This is a genomic window from Oscillibacter sp. GMB15532, from assembly GCF_041020825.1.
GTDB lineage: Bacteria > Bacillota > Clostridia > Oscillospirales > Oscillospiraceae > Oscillibacter.
Map to the genome: position 1 here is coordinate 235,341 of NZ_JBEVTO010000001.1, position 25,384 is coordinate 260,724.

Consider the following 25,384-nt stretch of genomic DNA (forward strand, 5'->3'; position numbering starts at 1 on the left):
TCCTTAATCATTTGTCTTAGATCATCTCGGCAATTTCGCAAATCAGGAATGCGGATGCTGACGTGCATCGCAGCAGCGGCTCCACGTTCTCCGCCAGTGCCGCCTCGCCCGCGGCAAAGTGAACGCCTGTCCCCTCCGCCGAAAGCTCACCGTCCCCCTCCGCGCAGTAAATCAGAAACACGCTCTTTGCCGCCGCCTCCACCGTTTGGCTCAGGCGGCTCACACCGCCCTCGCCCATGCGCAGGCAAACCATCTGTCCGGCGCAGCGCCCCTTGCGGAGCATCAGGTTGAAGTCCGTGCAGGTACCCTCTGAGCGGGTCGGTGCGCCGCCGTCGAACCGGTGAACGCTGCCGGGGTTCAGCTCCAGCGCGTCTTCTCCATGGGTCAGGCGGATGGTCCCCCGCAGGGTGGACAAAAACCGCTCGTAGTCCGGAAGGGGCGTGAAGTCGGAAGTCTCCAGCTCCACTGTTGCGGAGCTGACGCGCCACAGAAAGTCCCGCTCCGCATAGACCGCCCCGGCGGGGGCAATGGCAATCTGCGTGGTAATTCCTCCGCTCCAGCGAGAGGCAGCATATTCCTCGGAGGCGATGCGCCGAATTGTAGCGTTCATTATATCACACTTTCCGACTGAATCCATCGGTTTTTTATAATTTAAAGTGAATTAAGAACCTTTTCGTAAATGGAGTCCGCCAAGGGCAGCGCCTTTGCCAAAAGGGCCTCGCCCTGCGCGCGGTAACGGTCGGCAAATTCCTGATCCTTCATCCCGGCGATATTGATGAGCACGTTCAGCCACGCGCCCTGAATGGCAGCCTTCAGGCTCAGGGCCGCACAGCCCAGATCGCTGGCGGCGCTGGCGTTGGACTTGCCAACCACCTGATCGGTCAGCTCCAGAGCGGCATAAGACAGCTCCATCATCTCAAAGGGCGTCTCTGTGCAGCCCTTGAGGGCGGTGAGCATTGCGCCGGAGCGGGCGGTTTTTTCCTCATCAGAATCCTTGGGCATGGCGAAGACGGCGGACACGGCATTGAATGCCTCGGTGTCCCGGTCAATCACGTCCACAAACTTTGCCTTCAGCGCCTGCGCCTGATCGGCAACACCGGCGGTCAGCTCCTGATACTCTTCATACTTCTTCTTTCCCTGGGTCAGGGAGCAGACCATGGCGGTCAGGGCCGCGCCCATGGCGCCCTCCAGTGCGGAGGCAGCTCCACCGCCGGGGGCGGGCGCGTTGGAGGCCGTCAGGTCTACAAAACCCGAAAGGGTCTGGTCAACAAGCTTCATGTCCGCCTCCTTATTCCATGTCGATCAGGTGGTATTCCATCACCTGATTGCGGCAGTTGAAATTCTCAATCTTGAGGTAGAACTCGGCGCAGTCGATCAGGGCCTTGGCGGGGGTCAGGCCCACCACCTCAGTGCCGAGAATGCGCACGCCATACCGGTCGGCCAAGGCGCGAATCATCTCGTAGGTATAGTACAGAGGGGTTCCCTCATAGTTCACCATGTTCATGGAAACCTGCGCGATGTTCCGGTCCTCCAGCAGAAGGCCGATGGCCTTGCAGTGCTTGAAGCCGCCGGAGGAGCCACGAATTGCCTTGGCAATCTCCTTGGCAACCTCCACATTGTCGGTGTCCAGATTCACGTTGAAGGCAACCAGAGGCATCCGTGCACCGATGGCAATAATGCCCGCGGTGGGGTGAATCTTCCGCTCACCGTAATCGGGAGCCCACTCGGGCAAAAGCAGCTTCTCGGGCATTCCCTCGAACTGGCCCTTGCGGACCTTGGCAAGGTTCACCCGGTCGGGAGAGGAAGCGGAATCCTCATACAGGAAGCTGGGGACCTTCAGCTCGTCCCAGATGCGCTGAGCGACGTGCTTGCTGATTTCAATGCACTCCTCCACGGTGATGTCCATGGTGGGGACAAAGGGAATGACATCGGTGGCACCCATGCGGGGATGCGCGCCCTCGTGCTTGGTGAGGTCAATTGTCTCGGTGGCTTTTTTGCACAGCTGGAAGGCGGCCTCTTCAATGCCCTCGGGAGAGCCCACCAGCGTGAACACGCAGCGGTTGTGGGTGCCGTCGGACTGAACGTCCATCACCGTACAGCCGGGAATGGAGTTCGCCACGTCCACCAGTCCCTGAAACACCGGCTCGTCCTTTTCCTTGCTGACGCTGAAATTGGGAATGCACTCTACAAGCTTTGACATATCAATTTCCTCCATAAAAATATTAATGCCTTAGGATCAATCAGGTATCCGAAATTTATCCGCGGGAGCATGGTCCTGAGCGGCGGTCCAGCGGCGGTCCCGCAGCGCCGCACCTGAAACTATTCGCAGTATAGCACGGCCTCATCCAAAACGCGTCTAATTTTATAATTTTCAAAAAAATCAGCAGTGCATTTCACGCATTCCAAGCTCCAGAGCCGTTTTAAAACCTAAAAACATCAGCATTTTTGCGGGATTCCTTCATCACGCCGTCCACCGTCTAATTTCCGTTTTCTTTTCGCGCCAAACTTCGAAAAATCAGGCAATTCCCTTTTTGGCGCTGCCATGGGCGAAGGACTTTGGGCAGTCTTTTCCGGGCAAAGGGGCGCAAACGGCGAAAGATGCCCCGCTGAAAAAATTTTGTAAAGGCCAGTGGGTGTCACAAACTGGAAGTTTTTTCGCATGCCAGTGGATACTGCCGCAAAATGACCTTTGTGGGGGGTCAGGAACCGAATTGCACATATATGTGTAAAAAGGCCCGCCGAATGTGCATTCGGCGGACCTCCTTACAGTATGGAGCAGCTTTTCGGAGAAAAAGCTTCTCAGTGTGGCCTTAGCCCATCAAATAGCCGTACCGGCTGAACACCGTGAGAATTACGCACTCGATATCCTTGGGCAGGGTGTTCTCCCCATCCAGATCGGCCTCGGAAACCGCTCCGTTCAGCCGAACCAGAACCTTACGCCCACCGAGGGGCAGGAACCCTGCGTTGCCCTCCGTTTCATCAAAGTCCTCCTTGCTGTGGAACAGGGTAAACTTATCGCGATAGGGCGCGGAGTCGTAGGGGCAGAACACGGCGCAGTTGCCGCACTCGTTGCACATACGGTCCACGTGGAGAATCTCCCGCCGCCCGTCGGGCATCTCTATGGAAACGTTGGCCCGGTTGGGGCATACGTCGGCGCAGCTTTCGCACACCACGTTGCAGCTCAGGCAGCGCTCTCCCTCGCACTTGGCGGATTCGCACAGGATGCCGCGCTTGGCCACCGCCTCCTCCCGGGAGGACTGTGCGTTTGCAGGGAAGTTCACAGAGGTACGGAAGGTTTTCAGCACCTGATTGGCAAAGCCCTGCGCGTCCGCGATGCACTCCACCACCGTGGCGGGGCCGCGGCGCACGTCGCCGCCGCAGAATACGCCCTCCAGATTGGTAATAAAGGCAGGACAGCCAATGTTATCCAGTTTAATGCCGTTGTCCGTGAGGAATTGGGTATCCACCTGCTCGCCCACGGCGGAAACCACCGTGTCGCAGTTGATTTCCACGGTTTCCCCCGTCTCCACCGGCACACGCCGGCCGGAGGCGTCCGGCTCACCCAGCTTCATCCGCTTGCACAGCAGCGTTCCGTCTTTCTGCTCAAAGGGGCTCACCAGCTCCAAAAAGCGCACACCGTCGGCAATGGCAAGGTTCAGCTCCTCCGCGTCGGCGGGCATATATTTCTTTGTCCGGCGATAAACCAGCGTGGAGGACTTAGCGCCCGCCCGCAGAGCCACGCGGGCCGCGTCCATGGCGGTGTTTCCGCCGCCGACCACGACCACATGGCCCAGAGATACTTCCTTCCCGTCCTTCAGGTCCTTCATCCAGCCGATGACGGGAGCCACGTTGCCGGGGATATTCAAATTGCCGGGCTTCCAAGCGCCCACGGCGAAATAGATATGGGTATAGCCCTGTGCCTTCAGCTCCTCCACAGAGGGAGCGGGCGCGCCGCAGCGGACCTCGGCACCCATTTTCAACACCAGATCCACGTCCTTCTGAATGGCCTCGTCACTGATGCGGAAGCCGGGGATGACCTGACGCACCACGCCGCCAAGGGTGTCCGCCTTTTCAAAAATAGTGCAGGGGATTCCAGCCCGACCAAGGAAGAACGCCGCCGACAAGCCGGAGGGGCCGCCGCCCACGATGGCGGCCTTCACCCCGTTATTGGCGGGAACGGGGGCCTTGAGCGTGCGCATCACCTCGTCATAGCCCTTTTCCGCCGCCACCAGCTTGGTGGCGCGAATCTGCACGGAGTCCTCGTAGAAATTCCGAGTGCACTTGTCCATGCAGTGATGGGTACAGATGGTGCCGGTGATGAAAGGCAGGGGGTTTTTCTCGATAATCAGGCGCAATGCGTCCGCATACCGGCCCTGATGGCACAGCTCGATATACTCCGGAATATCCTGCCGGATGGGGCAGCCGCCCTCGCAGGGGGCGGTGAAGCAGCTCAGCAGAGGCACCTTTTCATACAGCTTCCGCCGGGGCAGGGGCTTAACCGGCTTGACATGGTACTTATCCCGCCGCGCCTCCAGCGACAATGCCTCGATGCCCTCCACGTCCACGGAAATAAATGGCTCGTAGCGAAGCGTATCGAGCTTCTCTGCAATCTGCTTAAAGCGCTGATAGCCGCCGGGCTTTAACTCTGTGGTGGCCATGGTGATGGGCCAGATGCCGCAGGCAAACAGCTTGTCAATGTTGAAGAAGTCCGCGCCACCAGCATAGGACAGGCGCAGCCGCCCGCCAAATTCCTTGGCAATACGAGCCGCCATGATAGTGGTCAGCGGGAAGAGAGACTTGCCCGCCATATACATTTCCTCGGAGGGCAGCTCCTTGCGCGTCACGTCCACAGGGAAGGTGTTGGACAGCTTCAATCCGAATTCCAGACTGTGCTTTCCTGCCAGCGCCATCAGTCGGTGGAACATGGGCACCGCGTCGGCATACTGCAAATCCTCCTGAAAATGATGCTCGTCAAAGGAGATATAGTCGTACCCCATGGAATCCAGCACGGTGCGGGCCGTCTCATAGCCCAGAATGGTGGGGTTGCACTTCACGAAGGTGTGAAGATGCTTTTCCTCAATCAGGTAGCTGGCGATTCGCTCAATCTCGTCCGGCGGGCAGCCGTGGAGCGTGGAGACGGTGACGCTGCGGGAAACCCGGGGAGAGATGGAGGCGATAAAGTCCTCCTCCGCAGGGAACATCTGCCGCAAAACGGCGATGCACTCTTTAAAAATGGGGGTTTCGGACGCGTCGATCATTCCGTTGAGGAAATCGTCGATCTTCTTGCCCTTGATGCCCTCCAGGTCATAGCCCACGGACATGTTGAACACGAACCCATCCGGGTCGCCCAGCCCGTACAGCCGGGCCATCATTTTACAGGCGCACCAGGCTTTTACGTATTCCTCAAACGCCTGAGAAACGTACAGCTCTGTGGACCACTCGCAGTTATAGCACTCGTCCTCCGCCAGAATGCAGGGCTTGTTGACGCAGGCGGCCAGCTCCGCGCCGTCCATTTTCTGAACGGTTTTCAGCTCGAAGAACCGGGCGCCGGTGTAGTATCCGGCGATGATGTTCTGCGCAAGCTGGGTGGCGGGGCCTGCCGCCGGGCCAAAGGGGGTTTCAAGCTTCTCACCAAAAATAGGAAGGGTCTTGGTCCCGGCCAGATAGGGCCGGCGGGCGCCGAACACGGTTCCCTCCTGCTGGTGCTCCGAGACGGTCCATGCCATCAGTTCCCGAAACGGGATGGGGGTCATCAATTCGCTCATTTCCGTTTACCTCCGTTATATTCTTTCCTCATGCTTTAAAGGACGGAGCGGGCTGTTCCGCCGCCACGGCGGACGCCCCGTCCGTTCGTCTCAATACTCTCTGTGATTCAACCGGCCCCAAAGGCGCTTGGAGCTTTCCAGAATGCGGGCGTTGACCGCGTCCTCGTCGATCTCGGTCAAAACCCGGTCCTTCATCAGGACCTTGCCGTTGATCATGGTGGTCTTGCACTGGCGGCCCGTCATGCCGAAAAGCATATGCCCGTCGATGTTCTCGTCGGAGAAGGGGGTGTACGGCTTATAGTCCATGACAATTACGTCCGCCGCCGCGCCGGGGCGCAGAACGCCCAAGGGCGTTTCAAAGGAGCGGTTCGCAATTTTCGCATTGTTGCGGAAGAGCATGTCTGTGACCTCGCACCAGCCCACGTTTGGCAGGCACGCGTTGCTCCGCTGGGAGCACAGGGCCACCTTGATAGACTCCAGCATGTCGTTGGTATACGCGTCGGTGCCAAGGCCCACCAGAATGCCCTTTTTGCAAAGCTGCAAAATTGGAGAAATGCCAACGGCATTGCCCATATTGCTCTCGGGATTGTTGACGCACATGGTGTCGGTGGCCTTAATCAAATCCATTTCGGCGGTGTTTACGTGGATGCAGTGGCCAAGCAGGGTCTTCGGCCCCAGAATTTCGTGGTCCTGAAGCCGCTGGACGGGACGGCGGCCATAGTTTTGCAGGCTGTCGTACACGTCGTTCATACCCTCGGACACGTGGATATGGAAGCCCACACGCCCGTTGTTGGCGGTAGTCATCCGGTCAAAGGTCTTGTCGGAAATGGTGAACAGGGCATGCCCGCCGAACAGGGCCTTGAGCATATCGTCGGGGTTCTTCTCACAATAGTCGATAAAGTCCTCGTTCTCCTGCACGGATTGGATGGCCTTCTCCTCCCCGTCCCGGTCGGAAACCTCATAGCACAGGCAGGCCCGCATGCCCATCTCCTTTGTGACCTCCGCGATTCTCATGAGGGAACCAGGAATCTCGCAGAAGGATGCGTGGTGATCGAAAAAGGTTGTGACGCCCTGCTTGATGCAGTCGATGACCAGCGCTTGGGCGGAGGCTTTGGTGGCCTCCAGATCCAGATTGCGGTCGATGGCCCACCAAGTCCCCTCCAGCACTTCCAGGAAATTGGAGGGGTTGTTGCCATTGATGCTCAGTCCCCGGGCCAGTGCAGAATAAATGTGGGTATGGGCGTTAATCAGGCCGGGCATGATGACGCCGCCGCCTGCGTCCACAAACTCCGCCTGCGGATACTGGGCTTTCAGCTCCGCGGTCCCGCCCACGGCCACAATTTTGCCTCCGTCGGTGACAACTCCTCCGTCGGGATAGTAGCCAACACCCTCCGCGTCACGGGTGATGACCTTTCCGTTTGCCAATAGAATCATTTGAAAAGCCTCCTGTCTTCATTTATTATTATTCAATCTTCCCATTTTCTCTCGGTCTATAAAAAAGGAAAGCGCCCCAAACCACCGTCGGTTTGAAACGCCCCTCAGACAACAAGAAATGATAGGCGTCAGCCCGTGCGCAGAGCACTTCGTTCCAGCTATCATTTTTAATTGTGTCTATTGTATCGGACATACGCATAATTTGCAAGCAGGTGGGCTAAAAAAATTTTAGGTTTGGTTTTGTGGAAAACGACGGAGTAAAAATTCAAAAAACCACTTGAAATATTTTTGACATGATGTAATATAATAATGAAAACTATATTTAACCAAAGACGGACTGAGAGGTGTTATCTGTATGCGTGATTTCGTAGTAAAGGCACAGGACCGCGTCAGCTTTGCAACCCATGCCCTGGGGGCTGTCGGGGCCCTTGCGGGCTGCGTGGTGATGGCCCTGCGGGGCGTTGCGCTGGGCGTAAGCGCCAAAACCTTGTGGGCGGCGATGGTATTTTGCCTGTCGGCGCTGGCCCTGTACACCGCCAGCGCGGTTTATCATTACTATCCCGGCTGCGACACGACACCCGGGGCAAAGCGCTTTTTGCGCAAGATGGACCACAGCATGATCTATGTGCTGATTGCCGGAAGCTACACGCCCTTTGCCATGGTATTGCTGCCCCAGCCCACGGGCGTGCGGTTTTGTGTTGTGCTGTGGGCGGTGGCACTTTTGGGAATTATCATCAAGCTGGCATGGCTGAACGCGCCCCGGATTTTATCCACGGCGGTTTATCTTGTCATGGGCTGGGCAGTGCTGTTTGTTGCCAAGGACTTTGCGTCCGTGGGCCAGCCCTGCATGACGCTGGTGGCGCTGGGGGGCGTGTGCTATTCCGTAGGCGCGGTGTTTTACGCAATTAAAAGGCCCAACATTTCAGTGGAATGGACTTTCCACGAGCTGTTTCACCTGCTGATTCTCGCTGGAACGGCGTTCCACTTTGCGGCAATTTATTGCTTTGTGCTCTGAGCCTGTTTCTCTCTGTCCCGACGATTTTCAAGCAATTTTTCGGCTTCTCTTGCCAAATATTTTGCAGCGGGGTATACTGTTTTCCAGTTTATCTGGTGCAACCGCCCTTCGGTGAAGGGCCGAACGCTGCCCCTGCGCCGGGTAAACCGAGCCACATTGCCGATGGAAAAGCAGCTTTCCCGGCAGGATACGGGCGGCCGCCTTTTAGAATGACGGGAGGAGCAGGCGCATGGAAACTCTGGAACCCATAAAAATTGACGAAGCGGATGAAGCCGCCGGAACAGAGGCCGCAGAAGCGGGCAAGTCTGGGCGGCGCAAACGACGCTTTTGGTTTCGCCCCTTACGAACGGTGCGGCTGGTGCTTCTGGGCGTGGCGCTGTGCGCCATGGTTGGAGTTGCGGGCTTTCTTGCCGGGCGCTTCGGCGGCGGGTCCGCGGAAGTCACGGAGCTTGACGCAGTGGTGCTGGAAAACCGGCTGGAGGAAATCAGCGAGCTGGCCAGCGTCAGCTGGTCCTATACGAACATGGCGCAGTTTGAAAACAAAAACGTGTTTTATGGAATGACCCTGCCCTTCACCACCAAAAAGTTTATCCTTACCTACGACGGGGAAATCAAGGCGGGGGTGGATTTGCGCAAGGCCAAGGTGGATATTTCCGGCACAGAGGTACATATACGCCTGCCGCAGGCGGAAATTCTCTCCCACGAGATTGACGAGAACAGCGTGGAGGTCTTTGATGAAAAAGCCTCTATTTTTAATCCCTTTACCGTGGAGGATTTCACCGCTTTCCAGTCCGACCAGAAGGCCGCTATGGAGAAAAAGGCCCTGGACAAAGGGCTTTTGAAGGAAGGCCAGGAAAAGGCCGCCGACAGCGTGGCCCTTCTTCTGGGCGCGGCGCTGCCGGAGGGGTATACCCTCAAGGTTGACTGGAAAACGCAAATTTAATGCAAGCGCAGCCGCCCACCGGCGGCGCGAAGAAAAGGGCACGGGGAACTTCCCCGTGCCCTTCCAGCTTGCTCATGCGCCTCTACGCAGAGCCGGACGACAATTCGGCAGTCGCCGCTTTTAGCCTGTCCGCGCGCCCCTGCGCAGAGGGAGAGCGGTCGCTCCCTCTGCCTCATTTTATAAATTCCCCCAGCACTTGCAGCAGTTCCTCCCGCCGCACGGGCTTTGAAAGATGGGCGTTCATCCCGGCGGCCCGGGTTTCCCGCCGGTCATGTTCAAAGGCGTTGGCAGTCATGGCAATGATGGGAATGCTTTGCGCGTCGCCCCGTCCCGAGGCACGGATGGCCTTTGCAGCGTCGATTCCGTTCATCACCGGCATGCGAATATCCATCAGAATTGCATCGTAATAGCCCTCCGCCCCGGCAATATAGCGCTCCAGCGCCAACTGTCCGTTTTCCGCGTGGTCCACCAGCAATCCCCGCATGGAGAGCATCCGCTTCGCAATCTCTGTGTTGACAGGGTGGTCCTCCACCAGCAAAACACGCTTTCCTGCAAGGGCCGTCCCGGGTCCTCGCTGGGCGGACGCATCCTCCGACGCCTCCGGCGGATGTCCCTTATGCATGGTGATCCGCACGGTAAACTCGCTGCCCCGTCCCAGCTCGCTTTTGACGGTGACGGTGCCGCCCATCTCCTCCACCAGATTTTTCACGATGGCAAGGCCCAACCCCGTGCCGAGCTGGGGATTCTGATAGCCGTTGCTCTCCTGCTCAAAGGGCTCGAACACCCGGCTGAGAAACTCCGGGCTCATGCCGCAGCCCTGATCCCGGAAAACAATGGTGCTGAATATTTTATCGTCTCCGCAGGGAGCATGTCGTACCGTGCAGAAAATCTCCGAGCCGGGCCTTGAAAACTTCACGGCATTGCTCAGGATATTGATGTACACCTGCTGGATGCGCAGACGGTCCACCACCACATATGGCGTGATGCCGCTTGCATCCAGATGAAAGCGAACGCCCTTTTCCTCCATGCGTGGCAAAATCAGCGCACGGATATCCCCCAGCAGCGCCCCCGTATTCACAGTTTCCGGGTGCAGCTCAATGTGGCCCGACTCAATCCGGCTCATGTCCAGAACGTCGTTAATCAGCCCCAGCAGGTATTCGCCGGACACCTGAATTTTATCCAACATTCCCATCGCCTCGGAATCCAGCACCTTTTCCTGCGCCAGCTGGGTCAGTCCCAAAATGGCGTTCATGGGCGTACGAATTTCGTGGCTCATGCGGGAAAGAAACTCGCTTTTCGCCTGATTGGCCCGGCGGGCCTCCTCCAGCGCGGCGCGCAGCACCTCGCTGCGGCGGCGCTCCCTGGCAAAGGCGTCGGTAGCGTCCGCCATGGTGCAGCAGATGATATTGCTCTCCCTGTCCAGCCAGACAAAGGAATAGCGCAGCCGCCGGATTTCTCCGGCGCTGCTGCGGCAGTCGGCATAGACGGTATATTCCACGCTGCGGTTGAGCCGGGCCCGGATTTCCTTGAAATGCAGGCGCTCCAGCGTCTCCTCCAGATCGTCCCCGGCAAAGGAGTCCCGGACCACGCCAAGCAGCGCCGCCTCCGCCCCGAGAATCTCCCGAATGGAATGGTCCCTGTCCTGCGACGCAAAAATTCGGGCGGTGTCGGTATTCAGGTCAACGCGCAGAATCATCAGGTATTCCCGGCGGATGACGGTATCCATAATCTGCTCCATGGACTTTTGATCGTCGATGTCAAAGGAGTAAATGTTGGCCTCCACGTCGTTGGTCACGGGATTTTCCGTGATGTCCACCCTTACCGTCAGCCAACGGCAGGTGCTCCCGATCCGGCAGTTGCGCTCGAAGGTCAGCGTGGTGGTCCCCTTGGCATACGCATCCAGCAGGGCCGCGCGGTTGAACCGCCGTCCAAATTCCTCACACTGCTCCGGCACGGCGGTACGCTTTTTCATCGCCGCAAACAGGGCGTCCGCGGTTCCGTCCAGCCCCTCTAAAAAGTCTGGATACAAAGCGGGCCCCACCTTGCAGGTATTTCTCGTCAGATTCAGGCGGGCCGAAATCACCGCGTTGGACACCAGCGCCCGCATGCGCTGATTCTGCCGCTCATACCGCTCGATCTCCCGGTGAAGCTGGGTGCACACCACGCCGGTGCATAGCACCCGCGTCCGGCTCCCTTCCGCGTCGTACAGGGAGGTCATTTTAATCTTAATCCACCGGATATCCCCGCTCACCGTGCGCTCCCGCACCTCGCAGGAGGCAAAGGGCGCACCCTGATCAATGGCGTCGATTTCCTTTTGCAGTCTGGGAATGTCCTCCTCCAGCGTGATATTCTGCTCAAACCAGGACTGGGGATAGTTCTCCAGCACGCTGGGCACGCCAAACAACTCGCAGGCACGCTTACTGGTGCGCAGCGTGTGGAGCGTGGGGTCGTATATCCAGGAATCCACGTCGGCATGGTCCATGGCCGCCTGAAGCATGCGCTCGTTTTCCTCCAGATTCTCCTGAAGGCGTTTCAGCTCGTCCACGTCACTGAATACGCCGTAGTAGGTCCGCCCGTCGCCCTCCCGGGGAGCTGGGGACGCTTTCAGCGCAATCCAGAAATAATTCCCGTCCTGCCGCAGGATACGGAAGGTCGCCTGAATGGGTTCCCCACCCTGCCGGCAGCGGGCAAGCTGTTCTCGAAGGATCGCCCGGTCGTCGGGATGGACATTCAGCATTGGATTGACAATTTCACCCTCCTCCGGCTCCGAATAGCCCAGCATCTGATAAAAACCGGCGTTTAAATGAAGCGTTTCAAAGCAGGTCTCTTCGTCCACCCGGAAGGAGCAGATGCCGCCGGGCACCAAATCCATCATCTTTTGAAGCTGCCCTTCCCGCTCCCGCGCTTCCCGAATCAGGGAGCGTCTCCGACGGTTGTCCCACAGCAAAAAGGCAAGCCCCGCTGCCAGCAGCGCAACAAGCCCCATGACCACCAGCGCGTGGGGATGCCGGACAGCGGCCCGAAAAAAAGGCTCGTCCGCCGCCCGGGCGGCGGGAACAAAGAAAAAAAGCAGCACGGCAGGGAGCGATAAGCCTATCGCCCTCTCCCCTGCCGCGCCGCGCTTTTTCTGTCTGCGTCCCATAGCTTCTCCGCCTTTCCAAGGTCCGGCCTTCCGGCTCCCGGAGGTTCTCTCTTTTCCGGACCCTTGCAGCGTTTATTTTTGAAGGCCTGCCTCCACCTGAAGATAATAGTCCACAATCATGTTCACCGACGGCTCAATGCCGATGGCGCTGGAGAGCACCAGATCAAAGCACTTTCGGTCGCCCCACTTTTCACCGGTGAAGTGAAAATAGTAGTTGGCGCGGTTTTTGTCGGTTTTCAGCATCAGCGCCTCCGCCGCCTTCTGGTCCAGCTCATGCCGCTCCATCACCCGCCGGATACGGCTGCGCATGGGTGCCTGCACGAAGACGTTTACATGAGGGCCCTTTTCCTGAAGCACATAATCCGCACAGCGGCCCACAATCACCGCGCCGCCCTGTGCCGCAATGTCCCGAATGACCTCGGACTGGGACAAAAACAGCTGATCCGCGGGAGGTAGCAGGTTCACGCTGCCCGACCGCATCCCCATAGAGAAGTTGGCCCCGGAAAAGGAATACAGAAAGCTGCTGACGGACTGCTCGTCAAGCCCCGCCAGATACTCCGGGCTGAGGCCGGACTTTTCCGCCGCCAGCACAATCAGCTCCTTGTCGTAATAGGGCAGCCCCAGCTTTTGGGCCGCCAGCTTCCCAATTTCCCGGCCACCGCTGCCAAATTCCCGTCCGATGGTCATTACCATTTTATGTTCCATATCCTTGCTCCTTCCGGCAGGGAACTCAAATCTTCCCCTGCGCCGTTTCCTCTTTTGTCTCCTGTATAATATCACGGATTCCGGGAAAAAAACAATCATTTTCACCGTAGGGCACGGAAAAAACCGAGACGCCCTCTGCGGAGGGGGCCACGGCCAGCGTCTGCCAGAACCAGAAAAGCTCTGTCTCCGAGAGGTAGAAATGGTCTGGGTTAAAGCTGCGGCGCAAAAGCCGCCGCCATCCCTCCCGATACCGGGCCGCTCCGGCCCGCTCCCGCCGCTCCATCTCCGTCTCCGCTTCCCGCAGCAGCGCTTTTCGCCAGGGGTATTTTTTTGAAAAGCAGGCGGAGAGAGGAATCGGCGCACCGGTGAGCAAATCCCATGTGTCCCCGTGCCGCCTCCGCTCCATCCGCCCACCGCACCGCTCCACGGATTCGGTGTACAGGCTCAGCACGCCGCCGCCGTTGCAGGTGACGCAGTAGGTGAGCCGGGCAAAGTCTTGGGGGATGGGCGCGCTGTTCTCCATGGCCAGGCGGCAGGCCTCCGCCGACTGGGGGAAAAGCCAGCGCTCACAATAGCGCAGATAGGCACGGGCATAGAGCTGATAGTACCGCGCAAGCCTGCGGTCCGAACGTTCCCCCTCCCCCACGGGCCGGGGAAGGGACAGTTCCGCAGTGAGCACGGGGATTCCGTCCACCGTCCACTCCCGCTGGGCAACAAACGGTTCCAGCTTTATCTGATCGCGCATGGCAGCCTCCTTCACACGTTCAAGACGGCGAACGCTCCCCGCCGGCCGAAATGATTCATGCTCCAGCGTATGCCGCCGGACACTGCGGGGTGCCCCCCGCCGCCCGGCTCCAAAAGCCCGAAATTAGATTCGGACCGGAATTAAAAAAATCAACATCTCCCCCCTTTACTTTCATGCTGTAAAATAGTAAAATGAGCAATCAGAAGCGCGGCAAAACGCCGCCTACGTTTGGAAAGGAGCCAGTCATGGTCAAGATTGGAAAAAAAGAGAAAAATGGAGAGCTGTATAAGGCAATTCTCCTGCTGAAAAATGAAGAGGAGTGCTACAACTTTTTTCAGGACCTGTGCACCGTTTCGGAGCTGCGGTCCATGGAACAGCGCTTTGAGGTAGCCACATTGCTGCACGAGGGGCTGATTTATAACGATATTCTGGAGCGCACCGGAGCATCCAGCGCCACCATCAGCCGGGTAAACCGGTCGTTGAGCTACGGCGCGGGCGGATACGAAGTGATTTTCGATCGCCAGAAAAAGAAATGAGCCGCTATCAGTCCCTGGCCGGGGCCTATGATGCGCTGATCGCCGACGGAGCGCACCGAAAGCGGGCGGCCTATCTTCACCGCCTGCTGCAAAAGGAGCCACAGCGCGTTGAAACGGTGCTGGACCTCGGCTGCGGCACCGGCACAGTCACTTGTCTTCTGGCAGCTTTAGGCTATCGGATGATCGGAGCCGACCTGTCGGAGGAAATGCTGACAGAGGCCGCCCGCAAGGCGGAGGCCCTGCCCGAGGACCGGCGGCCCCTGCTGATTTGCCAGTCCATGAACCACCTGCGTCTCGCGGAGCCGGTGGACGCCGCCGTTTCCACTTTGGACGCGCTGAACTACGTGACGGGCGACGCCGCCATGCGGGAGACGCTGCGCAGGGTGTTTAAATGGCTGCGCCCCGGCGGACTGTTTGTGTTCGACGTGAACACGCCTTACAAGCTGCGGCGGATGGACGGAGAGGTGTATACAGACGAGTCGGAGGATTCCTTCTGTGTCTGGCGCACAGCTTTTTCTGAAAAAACTAAGGTCTGCACCTATGGCGTAGACCTTTTTTCACTGCGCCCCGACGGGGCCTGGGACCGCGCGTGGGAGGAGCACCGGGAGCGGGCATGGGAAGAGGACGAGCTGCGTCTTCTCTTGGAAGCGGCGGGCTTCCGGGATATTCATGTCACAGGCGACCTGCGCCAATCCGCCCCCCGCCCGGACGAGGATCGGGTGATTTTCCGCTGCCGTAAGCCCGAGGGCAGCCAAAAGCAACCACAAACGCGAAAAAGGAGCAACGCATGAGCGACAAAATCGTAAGAGCAATCTCGGCGGACGGCTATATCAAGGCCTCCGCCATCTCCAGCCGAAGCTTGACCGAGCGGGCACGGAACATCCACCGCACCCTCCCCGTGGCCACCGCCGCGCTGGGCCGCACTCTGGCGGCGGCCTCCATGATGGGCAACGCCCTGAAAGAGGACGGCGCCAGCGTGTCCCTGCAATTCCGGGGCGGCGGCCCGCTGGGCCTTGTGATGGCCGTGTCGGACAACGAGGGCAACGTCCGGGGCACGGTGGACAACCCCGCTGTGGACCTCCCCCTTCGCCCCGATGGGAAACTGGACGTGGGCGGAGCTGTTGGCAGTGAGGGAACCCTCACCGTCATCCGGGATTTGAATATGAAGGAGCCGTATGTGGGCAGCGTGGGCCTGATGGGCGGTGAGATCGCCGAGGACCTGGCGGCCTATTTCGTCGAATCCGAGCAGGTTCCCTCGGCTTGTGGTCTGGGTGTGCTGGTAGACCGGGATCAGAGCGTGCGCGCTGCGGGCGGCTATCTCGTCCAATTGCTGCCCGGTGCAGGCGAGGATACCGTTGCCCGGGTGGAAAGCGGCCTGATGGCCGCCGGAGCCGTTACAGCGCTTCTGGAGAAATATCCGGAACCTGCGGATCTGCTGCGGGCAGCGCTGCCGGAATTTGAGCTGCAAATTCTGGAGGAGCGCCCCGTGGAGTACCGCTGCACCTGCTCCCGGAGGCGAATGGAGCGGGCGCTGATCTCCATGGGCGCCGCGGAGCTGCGCAGCCTGATCGACGATCAGGGCGGCGCAGAGCTGACCTGCCGGTTCTGTGACAGCGTTCAGATCTTTACAAAGGCAGAGCTGGAAACGCTGCTGGCCTCTGCAAAGCGCTGAAAATCCAAGCATTTTGTAATTGAAAAAAATCTTTTTAAAAATTTTGGGATTTTTAGTTGACAGATCGCGGACCTTTTTGTATAATAACTTTTGCCGTCTGACGAGAGCGAGCGGCATTCGGGAGCATAGCTCAGCTGGTTAGAGCACCTGCCTTACAAGCAGGGGGTCACTGGTTCGAGTCCAGTTGTTCCCACCACCTCAAGCTCTCAGCAAAAGGTCCATGGCCCGGTAGTTCAGTTGGTTAGAACGCTAGCCTGTCACGCTAGAGGTCGACGGTTCGAGCCCGTTCCGGGTCGCCATTTTCCCGCGGGAAGCGCCGCTTCCCGCATATGCCTTCGTAGCTCAGTTGGTAGAGCAGAGGACTGAAAATCCTCGTGTCATTGGTTCGATTCCGATCGAAGGCACCATTTGCGGGCATAGCTCATCTGGTAGAGCGCCACCTTGCCAAGGTGGAGGTAGCGAGTTCGAGCCTCGTTGCCCGCTCCAAAACTGAATGCCCACACAGGGGTGTGGGCATTTAGTTTTCCTATAACTTTTAAATTTTGCTGGACTTTTTCCGGCATTTCGTATATACTATTAAATATCATGGTGACATAGCCAAGTGGTAAGGCAAGGGTCTGCAAAACCCTTATTCCCCGGTTCAAATCCGGGTGTCACCTCCAGAAACGAATCTGAGACAAAGGTACAAAAGGTTGTGCCTTTGTCTCAAATTTGTATTTGAGACAAAACCGCGAAGAAACCGCCATAGTGATGGCGCATAGGACTGCACACGGATGCAGCCTCCCATCAAGTCCATGTGGGGCCGTGAGGAAGTATCATGATCAATCGGCGTTTCATCGCAGCTTCTTAGCCCCCCACCCCATAAGGGTGCTCGTGGCCCTGGAGGAAATATCTCCCCTGCCCTTTAGTAATGCTCCGCGTGATGCTTGGGCCACGCGGTGTACTGCTCATTGTCCATCGGTCCCGGAGAATCCGTTTAATGTAGTCCTGCGAGCCAAAGAGGAGTAGCGAAGGTCTGCCTGTGTGATGACCTTTGCCGGGATGTGCCCCTGTCGCCTGCTGCACTGCCAATCGGGCGATCTGATGGAGTATGTGGAGGACTAACAGTCTGTGGGTCACCCACAGGGTATAGCAGCTCACGCCTGACGGTGTTTTTCTTGTAAATTGAATATTCCGCATCAACGCACAATTAAGGCGGCCCCCGGGAACATGTTCCTGGGGCCGCCTTTGAGTTTGTAGTAAACTTTGTTTTCTGCAAAGCCGAAATGACTGTGAACACTCTCACGGATGCAGGTCGCGCAGCCGAAGAAGAACTGGCGCTGTTCGCAATGCCTGGTAACTATCACTCTAATTGCAGACGCTCAACTAACGAGTTAAGATTATCAATCGTTTTCCGATCTAGAAAGTGCTCGATTTTTTCAACCTGCTCCAATTCATTATCAGAGCAATTAAGCAGGCATAAAAATCGATGAATTACTTCATGCCGATAAAGAAGATATCCCCCTGTTTCACGTCCCTTGTCGGTTAAAGAAATATCACCATATTTTTCAGCATGGATATACCCTGCATTATTCAGCTGCTGAAGCATTTTGCTCGCCGATGAGGGCCTAACATGCAATTGATACGACAAATCTCGAACCTTTACATGATTGTCACTTTGCATAATGCGGCAAATCATTTCAAGATAATCTTCCATTGCCGTGGTCAGCTCCAGTTGTGTGTTGAGCTGATAGCCTTTTAATGTGTAAAACCCGCTCGCTTTATCCATGTTGCTTTACGCCATCCCTTCGTATCTTGCTGTAACACATTACGCAGCAATAGAATAGTATAAGGCTGAAAGTTTCCTTATCCTAAATTATTCGAAGGGTGCGCATTATATGAATCAGCTTAGTACGCTCAACGTTTTAATCCCCGGTCAGCATGCTACCGTGCGTGAATTGCTTTCATCAGGCAGTATACGGCGTCGGTTACTTGATATTGGTTTAATTGAAAATACCGATGTGGAGTGCATTGGCCGAAGCCCTGGCGGAGACCCCACAGCCTTTTTAATTCGTGGCGCAGTCATTGCCATCCGATCAGAAGATTGTCGTAATATCTTAATTCAGTTACCTTGTTAGAAAGCGGTGAATAAAATGGGCCTGACCAACAGTTCGGTCGGTATTAAAGCAGTAGATTCCGGTTTGGAAATTAAAAGGCTCTCTCCCTCTGATAAAGTGATCGCCATTGCCGGTAATCCAAATGTGGGTAAAAGCACCGTGTTTAACGCATTAACCGGGATGAACCAGCATACCGGAAACTGGCCGGGAAAAACCGTAACGAATGCGCAGGGGTATTGCGCCACCAGCAAGCACGCTTATGTCATGGTGGATATACCCGGTACATATTCGTTAATGGCCCACTCTGCCGAGGAAGAAGTTGCGCGCAACTTTATCTGCTTCGGAGAACCGGATGCCGTGGTCGTCATCTGTGACGCCACCTGCCTAGAACGGAACCTAAACCTCGTTTTGCAGACGATTGAAATATCTTCAAAAGTGATTGTTTGCGTTAATTTAATGGATGAAGCCAAACGAAAAAATATCAAGATTGATTTGGCAAAGATCTCTGAACGCCTAGGCGTACCGGTGATTGGAACTGTTGCCCGAAAACGTAAAAGTCTTACAGCGCTTTTAAGTACGCTGGATGACATGATAGACGCAGAACATTGCCCGGCTCCACTCAGTGTTCGCTATTCAGACGAAATTGAGCAGGCCATTGACCTGATTGAGCCGATCGTCAGGCAAAAAACAAACGGAAAGCTGAATAGCCGATGGCTGAGTCTTAAACTGCTGGATCAGGATCAATCGCTTATCAGCGAGATAAATGCCTATCTTGGCAATGACTTTTTACTGGATGAGACACTAATCGCTGCCTTAGAGATCGCAAAACTTAAATTAACGCAGAGTGGTATCGGACCGGACCAGCTCAAAGATAAGGTGGTTTCTGCACTGGTGACCGCTGCGGAGAAAATTTGCCGCGATACTGTGATTTTCCAAAAAGAAAAATATGATGCGTTTGATCGCAAAATGGATCGCATTCTTACCAGTAGACAAACCGGGTACCCGATTATGATTCTGCTATTGGCTATGGTATTCTGGCTGACCATCAGCGGCGCAAATGTGCCATCACAATTGTTGGCTGACGGTTTATTCTGGGTACAGGATAGATTGACATCCCTTTTCCACTTTATGAACGCGCCGGACTGGTTGCACGGCGTACTGGTGCTTGGCGTTTATCGTGTTCTGGCGTGGGTCATTTCAGTGATGCTGCCTCCTATGGCCATCTTTTTTCCACTATTCACGCTGCTGGAGGATGCCGGTTACCTGCCGCGCGTTGCTTACAATCTTGATAAACCCTTTAAATGCTGCCGTGCTTGCGGCAAACAGTCACTGACTATGTGCATGGGATTTGGCTGTAACGCCGCCGGAATTATTGGGTGCAGAATCATCGATTCTCCGCGCGAAAGGCTATTGGCCATTTTGACAAATAACTTCGTTCCGTGTAACGGTCGATTTCCTACGTTGATCGCAATACTAACCATGTTCTTTGTCGGTGTACAAGGCGGAACGATCGCTTCTCTGTTCTCTGCCGTACTGCTGACGGTGGTTATACTGCTTGGCGTCCTGATTACGTTTGGCGTCACAAAACTACTTTCTGCAACGCTATTAAAAGGTGTACCATCTTCTTTTACGCTTGAACTTCCTCCTTATCGAAAGCCCCAGATTGGTAAGGTAATTGTTCGTTCTATTTTTGATCGCACATTATTTGTACTGGGAAGAGCCATCATTGTTGCCGCACCTGCAGGATTGGTCATATGGATGATGGCCAATATTATGGTAGGCGGCATCAGCATTCTAAATTACTGCACTGCATTTTTGGATCCTTTCGCACGTCTGATGGGACTGGACGGGGTAATATTGATCGCCTTTATATTGGGCTTTCCGGCCAATGAAATTGTCATTCCAATTATGATTATGGCTTATATGTCACAGGGAAGTCTTCTTGAACTGGATAGCCTTGCAGAAATGAAGCAGCTATTCGTTTTAAATGGCTGGACCTGGGTTACCGCTATCAGCACCATGCTTTTTTCTTTGATACACTGGCCCTGTTCAACAACTTTGTTAACCATAAAAAAAGAAACCGGCAGCTGGAAATGGACTGCGTTGGCTATGGGTATTCCCACGGTGATCGGTGTTGGCACCTGCATTTTATTTGCAAGCTTTGCAAAGCTGTTTCTTTAATAGAAAAGATGATGCACGAAGTGGCGCTTCGTGCATCATCTTTATTTTATCTAAAAAATGGGAAGCGATCTTTAAGAGATCAGGATAATGGCATTAGGGCCTTCCGCTCTCATTAAGAACAGAAGACCCCAAGAATGCCAAAGTGATGAAACTATTTGGAATTACACTTCAAGATAAATAATGCTCAGGTTTGCGGTTGCAAGAAGATCGAAAAAGAAAATTTGGTTGCCTGTGACGTTGTTGAGTGTAATGACAGCGGGCGTGGTTGTGATAGTAAGAAAATCTGAACCGGATATTTGCTCACTGTTAATGGTCGAAGAGGAGTTTGAGTGAACCACTCCGTTTACCTGTAAAGCAAGCGAGAATGTGGTTGCTATGGGGGAACCGCCTACCGCTGCCCACCAATTGACATAATAGCTACCCGGTTGTTGCAATGTGAGCTCTCCTGTACTAGCATTGAAAGTAACATAAGTGCCATTGCTGTCAATTAACTGGTTAAACGGAATAGGGTCACCGTCATCAATCATTTCTGTCTCCGTAATGATATATTGCACCTGAATACCTGACAGCTGGGCAGGTTGACCCGGGAGGCCTGCATCTCCGGTCGGCCCGGTGGGGCCTGCGTCTCCGGTCGGCCCGGTAGGACCTACATCGCCGGTCGGACCGGTGGGACCTACATCGCCAGTCAGGCCGGTAGGACCTACATCGCCAGTCGGCCCGGTAGGGCCTGCATCTCCGGTAGGACCGGTGGGACCTGCATCTCCGGTAGGCCCGGTAGGGCCTACATCGCCAGTCGGCCCGGTAGGGCCTGCATCTCCGGTCGGCCCGGTGGGACCTGCATCTCCGGTCGGCCCCGTAGGACCTGCATCCCCGGTCGGTCCCGTAGGACCTGCATCCCCGGTCGGCCCCGTAGGACCTGCATCTCCGGTCGGCCCGGTGGGGCCTGTATCTCCGGTCGGTCCGGTAGGGCCTGCATCTCCAGTCGGACCAGTGGGGCCAGCATCTCCGGTTGGCCCGGTAGGGCCTACATCGCCAGTCGGCCCGGTAGGACCTGCATCTCCAGTCGGACCAGTGGGGCCAGCATCTCCGGTCGGTCCGGTGGGGCCTGCATCCCCGGTCGGCCCGGTGGAGCCTGCATCCCCGGTCGGCCCGGTAGGGCCTACATCGCCAGTCGGACCGGTAGGGCCTACATCGCCAGTCGGACCGGTAGGGCCTACATCGCCAGTCGGACCGGTAGGGCCTACATCGCCAGTCGGACCGGTAGGGCCTACATCGCCAGTCGGCCCGGTAGGGCCTACATCGCCAGTCGGACCGGTAGGGCCTACATCGCCAGTCGGCCCGGTAGGGCCTACATCGCCAGTCGGACCGGTAGGGCCTACATCGCCAGTCGGACCGGTAGGGCCTACATCGCCAGTCGGCCCGGTAGGGCCTACATCGCCAGTCGGCCCGGTAGGGCCTACATCGCCAGTCGGCCCGGTAGGGCCTACATCGCCAGTCGGCCCGGTAGGGCCGGCAGGGGTAGTATCTTCAATTGTCACGATAGCAGAACCTTGCGTTACAGTGATATCAAGCGTAGAAGATTGGAAAATCAGGTTTTGTCCAACTCCCACGGTAGCAGACCCTACGGGACCCTGAACATTGAAGATCGTCTCTTCGGGTTCAAAAGTTCCGGTGGGGCCGGTGGGACCAGTTGGACCGATGAGGCCCGGTGCCCCGTCCCCGCCTGTTGCGCCAGTTGGGCCTGTTGGGCCTGTTGGACCAGTTGCACCGTTAGCACCAGTGGGGCCAGTCGGCCCGATGAGACCCGGTACCCCGTCCGCGCCGGTTGCGCCGGTGGGGCCAGTCGGCCCGATGAGACCCGGTGTCCCGTCCGCGCCGGTTGCGCCGGTGGGGCCGGTTGGACCAGTTGCACCGTTAGCACCGGTAGGACCGGTTGAACCAGCCGCACCGTTAGCACCAGTGGGGCCAGTCGGCCCGATGAGACCCGGTGCCCCATTCGCACCGGTTGCGCCGGTGGGGCCTGTTGAACCGTTAGCGCCGGTGGGCCCGGTCGGCCCGATGAGACCCGGTGCCCCATTCGCACCGGTTGCGCCAGTTGTACCGGTTGCACCGGTTGAACCTTGCGGACCTTGTGGACCCTGTGGACCTTGCGGGCCCTGTGGACCTTGCGGACCCTGTGGGCCCTGTGGACCTTGCGGACCTTGCGGGCCTTGCGGACCTTGCGGACCTTGCGGACCCTGTGAGCCTGTGGGACCTGTAATACAACATATTGGTTCGCAACAGGGTCCAGGACACGGTGGGTATGAATTACAACATTTGTTTTTAGACAGATCATTACATTGAATTCTATTCATTCTTGGAAAATCACTACTGTTATTGTCGTCATATTTCATGGGACTATCTCCCTTGCATTTATTGAGCAGAAAATACACCTTCGCTCTTTCAGTATATTTCCGAATTCATATAATTGTGCAATTGCTGTGCTGATACCTATATTCTTTAAGTGCCTCCGTCGCCCCATTATTATTTTAATGAATAGCCTTTATCCATGTTTGGAAGATAGGCGCTTTGGAGATAGATGTCAAAATTCATTTTTTTATATTCATGCCCCTTTATGATTTGCCCTTGCAAATGGCAAGGAAAAGCGGCGATCCAAAGAGTGTCTGATTGCACAGACCGCACACGTTTTTTGCAGAAAAAATCACAGGAGCCGGGCATTTGCCCGGCTCCTGTGTGCTGTTTACTGAATGATGCGGTTGTGGACGCTGCCATAATGGCGTCGTAGGCCCAATAACCGGAGGGATATTTGCGTAGCCCCTCAGTCAAAAATATCCATACCCTTAGCCGGTATAATTCCAAGCATTTCGTCGGTAACCTGACGAAGCGCGGCGATATCCGAGTTGATGATGCAGCTGTATATTTTATTATGGGTATCGTTTTCCCCCATAGGCGGAAGCCCCGCTTCTGCCCGACGATGAGCCCGGGTACTGAGCAGCTGGGTAATATGACTGCGAATCAACTGCTGTACCATGAAGTAAACGTCCTTATACAATCTGTTGTGGCTCATCTTCACCACTTTATAGTGAAAATTAAAATCCGCATCCACCACACGTTCCAGCGCCGTTGGATCATCCAAGTTTTTATTATAATCCGTTGCAAGGCTGTTATAATGCATCAGTGCGTCATGAAGCTCTTCTTTCTCTGCATCGGTGGCCGAACGGATTGCCAAACACATACACTCATATTCCAACAGATTGCGTAGTTGCTGCACATCACGATAGCGATCTGTACCCTCATAAAAAACAGATATCTCACTCAGCACGGGCCGGAGTGAAAAGTCACGCACAAAAGACCCTTCGCCCACGCGGGTTTCTATAATCCCTAAAGTGCTGAGCTTCTGCAAAGCCATACGTACGCTCAGGCGATTCACGCCGAAGGTATCGGCAAATTCGGCTTCCGAAGGGATCTTATCCCCTGTTTTCCAGATACCATCCGCAATGTCCTGTTTAATGGACGCGCAAACCTGATCGACTATGGATACCCGGCTGATTTTCATTTTTCGGTGAGGAACCCCGCCGAAGATTTCTGTTTCCATTCTGTTCACCTAACATCATTTAACATTGTTACTTTTTAGTATAACTCCTTTTTTATAAAATGTCACCCTAAATGTCATGATTCAAAAAATTAACGTACGGAAACAGATTGTTTTATAAATATTCAAATCATTATTAAGTCTAACCGGTTGGCCGCTTTTCTCAAACAGAAACAGCGCCTATTTTATCATCGGTATACGGTCCTTTTTGCCGGATTCGGCTTCAATGTTTTATGCAAATTATATAGGATTTTAAATGCAGCCGCCTTCCAATTGAAAGGCGGCTGCATTGCCAAACCAGAAAATCACGGGAGATTATGCTGTTACTTAATAATAACCTTCTTCGCCTTGGACATGTATTCCTCGCTCATTTCCTGACCGATTCCGGGCAACTCGGGAATTTCATAGAAACCATTCTGAGGCGCATAGTAGTATTTACCGGCGTTTTTAAACTTGGTCAGCAAATTCGCGTTGTGCTCCTCATGAATTACAAAGTTAGGGATGGTGGCTTCCACCTGAAGAGCAGCAGCGGTGGCAATAGGACCTCCGCAAACGTGGATCTGCACACCCACATCATAGACCTGCGCCATATCGCAGATCTTCTTTGTTTCGGTAATTCCGCCGGTATTGGCCAGATCAGGCTGAATTACGTCCAAGGTGCGGTCCTCGAAAAACTGCCGGAATCCCCAACGAGTATAGCTCCGTTCACCCGTGGCCAGAGGCAGCCCGCTGCGCTCCTTGATATGCTTGAAAAGCGAGGGATTGCACGGCATCGTGGGCTCCTCAAAGTACATAATGCGGTAGGGCTCCAGTGCCTTGCCCAAAATTGCGGAAGTATTGGCGTCCAACAAAGAATGTATCTCAATGATGATATCCAAATCATCGCCGCCAGCCTCGCGGGCCGCCGCAATCCGCTCTACGGAGCGCTTTAGGTCATGCTCACGATAGCAGCCCCGAATCTGATTCCCCTGCGTGGACATTACTTCGCCCATGGATTTCTTTTCATAGGGTGCAAAGACAGGATCAATCTTGACCGCATCATAGCCTTCGGCCATTGCGTCTTTCACTACGTCGTAGTAGTCCTTGGGATCAAACAGCAGCGTTAGGGAGTCGTCTTTTTCAATGAGTTTTCGCCAGCCGAACTGGAGCTGAGAAGCATAGGCGCGGAGCTTATTGTTGGTCTTTCCTCCCAGCAGCTTGTAGACAGGCATATTTAAGGCCTTGCCCTTAATGTCCCAGCAGGCGGTGTCGATGGCCGCCATGGCGGAAGTGACAACCACGCCGCCTCCCATGCCCCAGAAGGTGTGGCGATGCAGGTGTTCCCAAATTTTTTCCGTGTCAAAGGGATCCATGCCAATGACCAGCTTGGCAAAGTCCTGGCACTGCCCGAAAGCTGCCTCCGAGCAGTTTCCATAGGCCAAACCAGCCTCACCAAATCCATAGATGCCCTCATCTGTGTTCATCTTGATGGTAACAAAACCACCGAGAGCGCCGTCCCCAAGGTAACATTCTACACTTGTAATTTTCATAAATAGTTGCTCCTTTCTTTTACTATGGT

21 protein-coding genes and 5 tRNA genes are annotated in these 25,384 nt (G+C 55.6%); 14 read left to right on the forward strand and 12 right to left on the reverse strand.

Annotated features, from left to right (window positions below; genetic code table 11):
• Positions 1 to 16: 16 nt before the first annotated feature.
• The 5 genes from ABVS15_RS01115 to ssnA form a co-directional block, all read right to left on the reverse strand.
• Positions 17 to 610 (reverse strand): HutD family protein, encoded by a 594-nt coding sequence (locus ABVS15_RS01115; RefSeq protein WP_369281953.1) that lies wholly within the window; start codon positions 608 to 610, stop codon positions 17 to 19.
• A 41-nt stretch (positions 611 to 651) separates the two neighbouring features.
• Entirely contained in the window at positions 652 to 1,278 is a 627-nt protein-coding gene (locus ABVS15_RS01120; protein WP_369281954.1) for a cyclodeaminase/cyclohydrolase family protein, read from the reverse strand.
• Between the two features lie 10 nt (positions 1,279 to 1,288).
• A complete protein-coding gene (ftcD, locus tag ABVS15_RS01125; RefSeq protein ID WP_369281955.1) occupies positions 1,289 to 2,200 on the reverse strand; it encodes a glutamate formimidoyltransferase in 912 nt (303 codons plus the stop codon).
• 610 nt (positions 2,201 to 2,810) lie between these two features.
• A complete protein-coding gene (ygfK, locus tag ABVS15_RS01130; protein WP_369281956.1) occupies positions 2,811 to 5,765 on the reverse strand; it encodes a putative selenate reductase subunit YgfK in 2,955 nt (984 codons plus the stop codon).
• A gap of 90 nt (positions 5,766 to 5,855) precedes the next feature.
• Entirely contained in the window at positions 5,856 to 7,199 is a 1,344-nt protein-coding gene (gene ssnA, locus ABVS15_RS01135; RefSeq protein WP_369281957.1) for a putative aminohydrolase SsnA, read from the reverse strand.
• A 355-nt stretch (positions 7,200 to 7,554) separates the two neighbouring features.
• Here ssnA and ABVS15_RS01140 point away from each other — a divergent pair, with 355 nt between their 5' ends.
• Both ABVS15_RS01140 and ABVS15_RS01145 read left to right on the forward strand, forming a co-directional pair.
• Complete coding sequence (locus tag ABVS15_RS01140) at positions 7,555 to 8,214, forward strand: hemolysin III family protein (protein ID WP_369281958.1); 660 nt, start codon at positions 7,555 to 7,557, stop codon at positions 8,212 to 8,214.
• 229 nt (positions 8,215 to 8,443) lie between these two features.
• The gene (locus tag ABVS15_RS01145; RefSeq protein WP_369281959.1) at positions 8,444 to 9,157 is read left to right on the forward strand and encodes a DUF4230 domain-containing protein; all 714 of its coding nucleotides are present in this window, start codon (positions 8,444 to 8,446) and stop codon (positions 9,155 to 9,157) included.
• A 172-nt stretch (positions 9,158 to 9,329) separates the two neighbouring features.
• On the opposite strand, the gene ABVS15_RS01150 is transcribed toward ABVS15_RS01145, so the two are convergent.
• The 3 genes from ABVS15_RS01150 to ABVS15_RS01160 form a co-directional block, all read right to left on the reverse strand.
• Positions 9,330 to 12,299 carry an ATP-binding protein gene (locus ABVS15_RS01150; RefSeq protein WP_369281960.1) on the reverse strand — a complete coding sequence of 990 codons (2,970 nt, stop codon included), beginning with the start codon at positions 12,297 to 12,299 and terminating at the stop codon, positions 9,330 to 9,332.
• Positions 12,300 to 12,371: 72 nt separating this feature from the next.
• Positions 12,372 to 13,004: an AAA family ATPase gene (locus tag ABVS15_RS01155; protein WP_369281961.1), complete on the reverse strand. Its 633-nt coding sequence runs from the start codon at positions 13,002 to 13,004 to the stop codon at positions 12,372 to 12,374.
• A gap of 25 nt (positions 13,005 to 13,029) precedes the next feature.
• Positions 13,030 to 13,749, reverse strand: coding sequence for an RsiV family protein (locus ABVS15_RS01160; RefSeq protein ID WP_369281962.1), 720 nt, complete (start codon positions 13,747 to 13,749; stop codon positions 13,030 to 13,032).
• Positions 13,750 to 13,994: 245 nt separating this feature from the next.
• Between ABVS15_RS01160 and ABVS15_RS01165 the strand changes: the two genes are divergently transcribed.
• From ABVS15_RS01165 to ABVS15_RS01200, 8 genes are all read left to right on the forward strand, one after another.
• Positions 13,995 to 14,285: a YerC/YecD family TrpR-related protein gene (locus ABVS15_RS01165; protein WP_293010008.1), complete on the forward strand. Its 291-nt coding sequence runs from the start codon at positions 13,995 to 13,997 to the stop codon at positions 14,283 to 14,285.
• The gene (locus ABVS15_RS01170) at positions 14,282 to 15,076 is read left to right on the forward strand and encodes a class I SAM-dependent methyltransferase (RefSeq protein ID WP_369281963.1); all 795 of its coding nucleotides are present in this window, start codon (positions 14,282 to 14,284) and stop codon (positions 15,074 to 15,076) included. Before ABVS15_RS01165 ends, ABVS15_RS01170 begins: the two co-directional genes overlap by 4 nt.
• Positions 15,073 to 15,957, forward strand: coding sequence for an Hsp33 family molecular chaperone HslO (gene hslO / locus ABVS15_RS01175; RefSeq protein WP_369281964.1), 885 nt, complete (start codon positions 15,073 to 15,075; stop codon positions 15,955 to 15,957). Before ABVS15_RS01170 ends, hslO begins: the two co-directional genes overlap by 4 nt.
• Positions 15,958 to 16,076: 119 nt before the next feature.
• Positions 16,077 to 16,153 (forward strand) — tRNA-Val (locus ABVS15_RS01180).
• A 26-nt stretch (positions 16,154 to 16,179) separates the two neighbouring features.
• Positions 16,180 to 16,256 (forward strand) — tRNA-Asp (locus ABVS15_RS01185).
• A 32-nt stretch (positions 16,257 to 16,288) separates the two neighbouring features.
• A tRNA-Phe gene (locus ABVS15_RS01190) sits at positions 16,289 to 16,364 on the forward strand.
• A gap of 3 nt (positions 16,365 to 16,367) precedes the next feature.
• Positions 16,368 to 16,443: transfer RNA gene (locus ABVS15_RS01195), tRNA-Gly, on the forward strand.
• A gap of 101 nt (positions 16,444 to 16,544) precedes the next feature.
• Positions 16,545 to 16,619 (forward strand) — tRNA-Cys (locus tag ABVS15_RS01200).
• A 680-nt stretch (positions 16,620 to 17,299) separates the two neighbouring features.
• Here ABVS15_RS01200 and ABVS15_RS01205 read toward each other — a convergent pair.
• Positions 17,300 to 17,725 (reverse strand): metal-dependent transcriptional regulator, encoded by a 426-nt coding sequence (locus ABVS15_RS01205; RefSeq protein WP_369281965.1) that lies wholly within the window; start codon positions 17,723 to 17,725, stop codon positions 17,300 to 17,302.
• Between the two features lie 109 nt (positions 17,726 to 17,834).
• On the opposite strand from ABVS15_RS01205, the gene ABVS15_RS01210 reads away from it, so the two are divergent.
• Entirely contained in the window at positions 17,835 to 18,074 is a 240-nt protein-coding gene (locus tag ABVS15_RS01210; RefSeq protein ID WP_369281966.1) for a ferrous iron transport protein A, read from the forward strand.
• A gap of 15 nt (positions 18,075 to 18,089) precedes the next feature.
• The gene (gene feoB / locus ABVS15_RS01215) at positions 18,090 to 20,234 is read left to right on the forward strand and encodes a ferrous iron transport protein B (RefSeq protein WP_369281967.1); all 2,145 of its coding nucleotides are present in this window, start codon (positions 18,090 to 18,092) and stop codon (positions 20,232 to 20,234) included.
• Positions 20,235 to 20,395: 161 nt separating this feature from the next.
• Here the strand turns inward: feoB and ABVS15_RS01220 are convergent, their stop codons facing one another.
• The gene (locus ABVS15_RS01220; protein ID WP_369281968.1) at positions 20,396 to 20,761 is read right to left on the reverse strand and encodes a hypothetical protein; all 366 of its coding nucleotides are present in this window, start codon (positions 20,759 to 20,761) and stop codon (positions 20,396 to 20,398) included.
• 51 nt (positions 20,762 to 20,812) lie between these two features.
• On the opposite strand from ABVS15_RS01220, the gene ABVS15_RS01225 reads away from it, so the two are divergent.
• Entirely contained in the window at positions 20,813 to 22,171 is a 1,359-nt protein-coding gene (locus ABVS15_RS01225; RefSeq protein WP_369281969.1) for a hypothetical protein, read from the forward strand.
• Positions 22,172 to 22,329: 158 nt separating this feature from the next.
• Positions 22,330 to 22,494 (forward strand): hypothetical protein, encoded by a 165-nt coding sequence (locus ABVS15_RS01230; RefSeq protein WP_369281970.1) that lies wholly within the window; start codon positions 22,330 to 22,332, stop codon positions 22,492 to 22,494.
• Positions 22,495 to 23,052: 558 nt separating this feature from the next.
• Here ABVS15_RS01230 and ABVS15_RS01235 read toward each other — a convergent pair.
• Positions 23,053 to 23,829 (reverse strand): FadR/GntR family transcriptional regulator, encoded by a 777-nt coding sequence (locus tag ABVS15_RS01235; protein WP_369281971.1) that lies wholly within the window; start codon positions 23,827 to 23,829, stop codon positions 23,053 to 23,055.
• A gap of 320 nt (positions 23,830 to 24,149) precedes the next feature.
• On the reverse strand, positions 24,150 to 25,355 hold the full coding sequence (locus ABVS15_RS01240) for a mandelate racemase/muconate lactonizing enzyme family protein (RefSeq protein ID WP_369281972.1): 1,206 nt from the start codon (positions 25,353 to 25,355) through the stop codon (positions 24,150 to 24,152).
• Between the last annotated feature and the right edge of the window lie 29 nt (positions 25,356 to 25,384).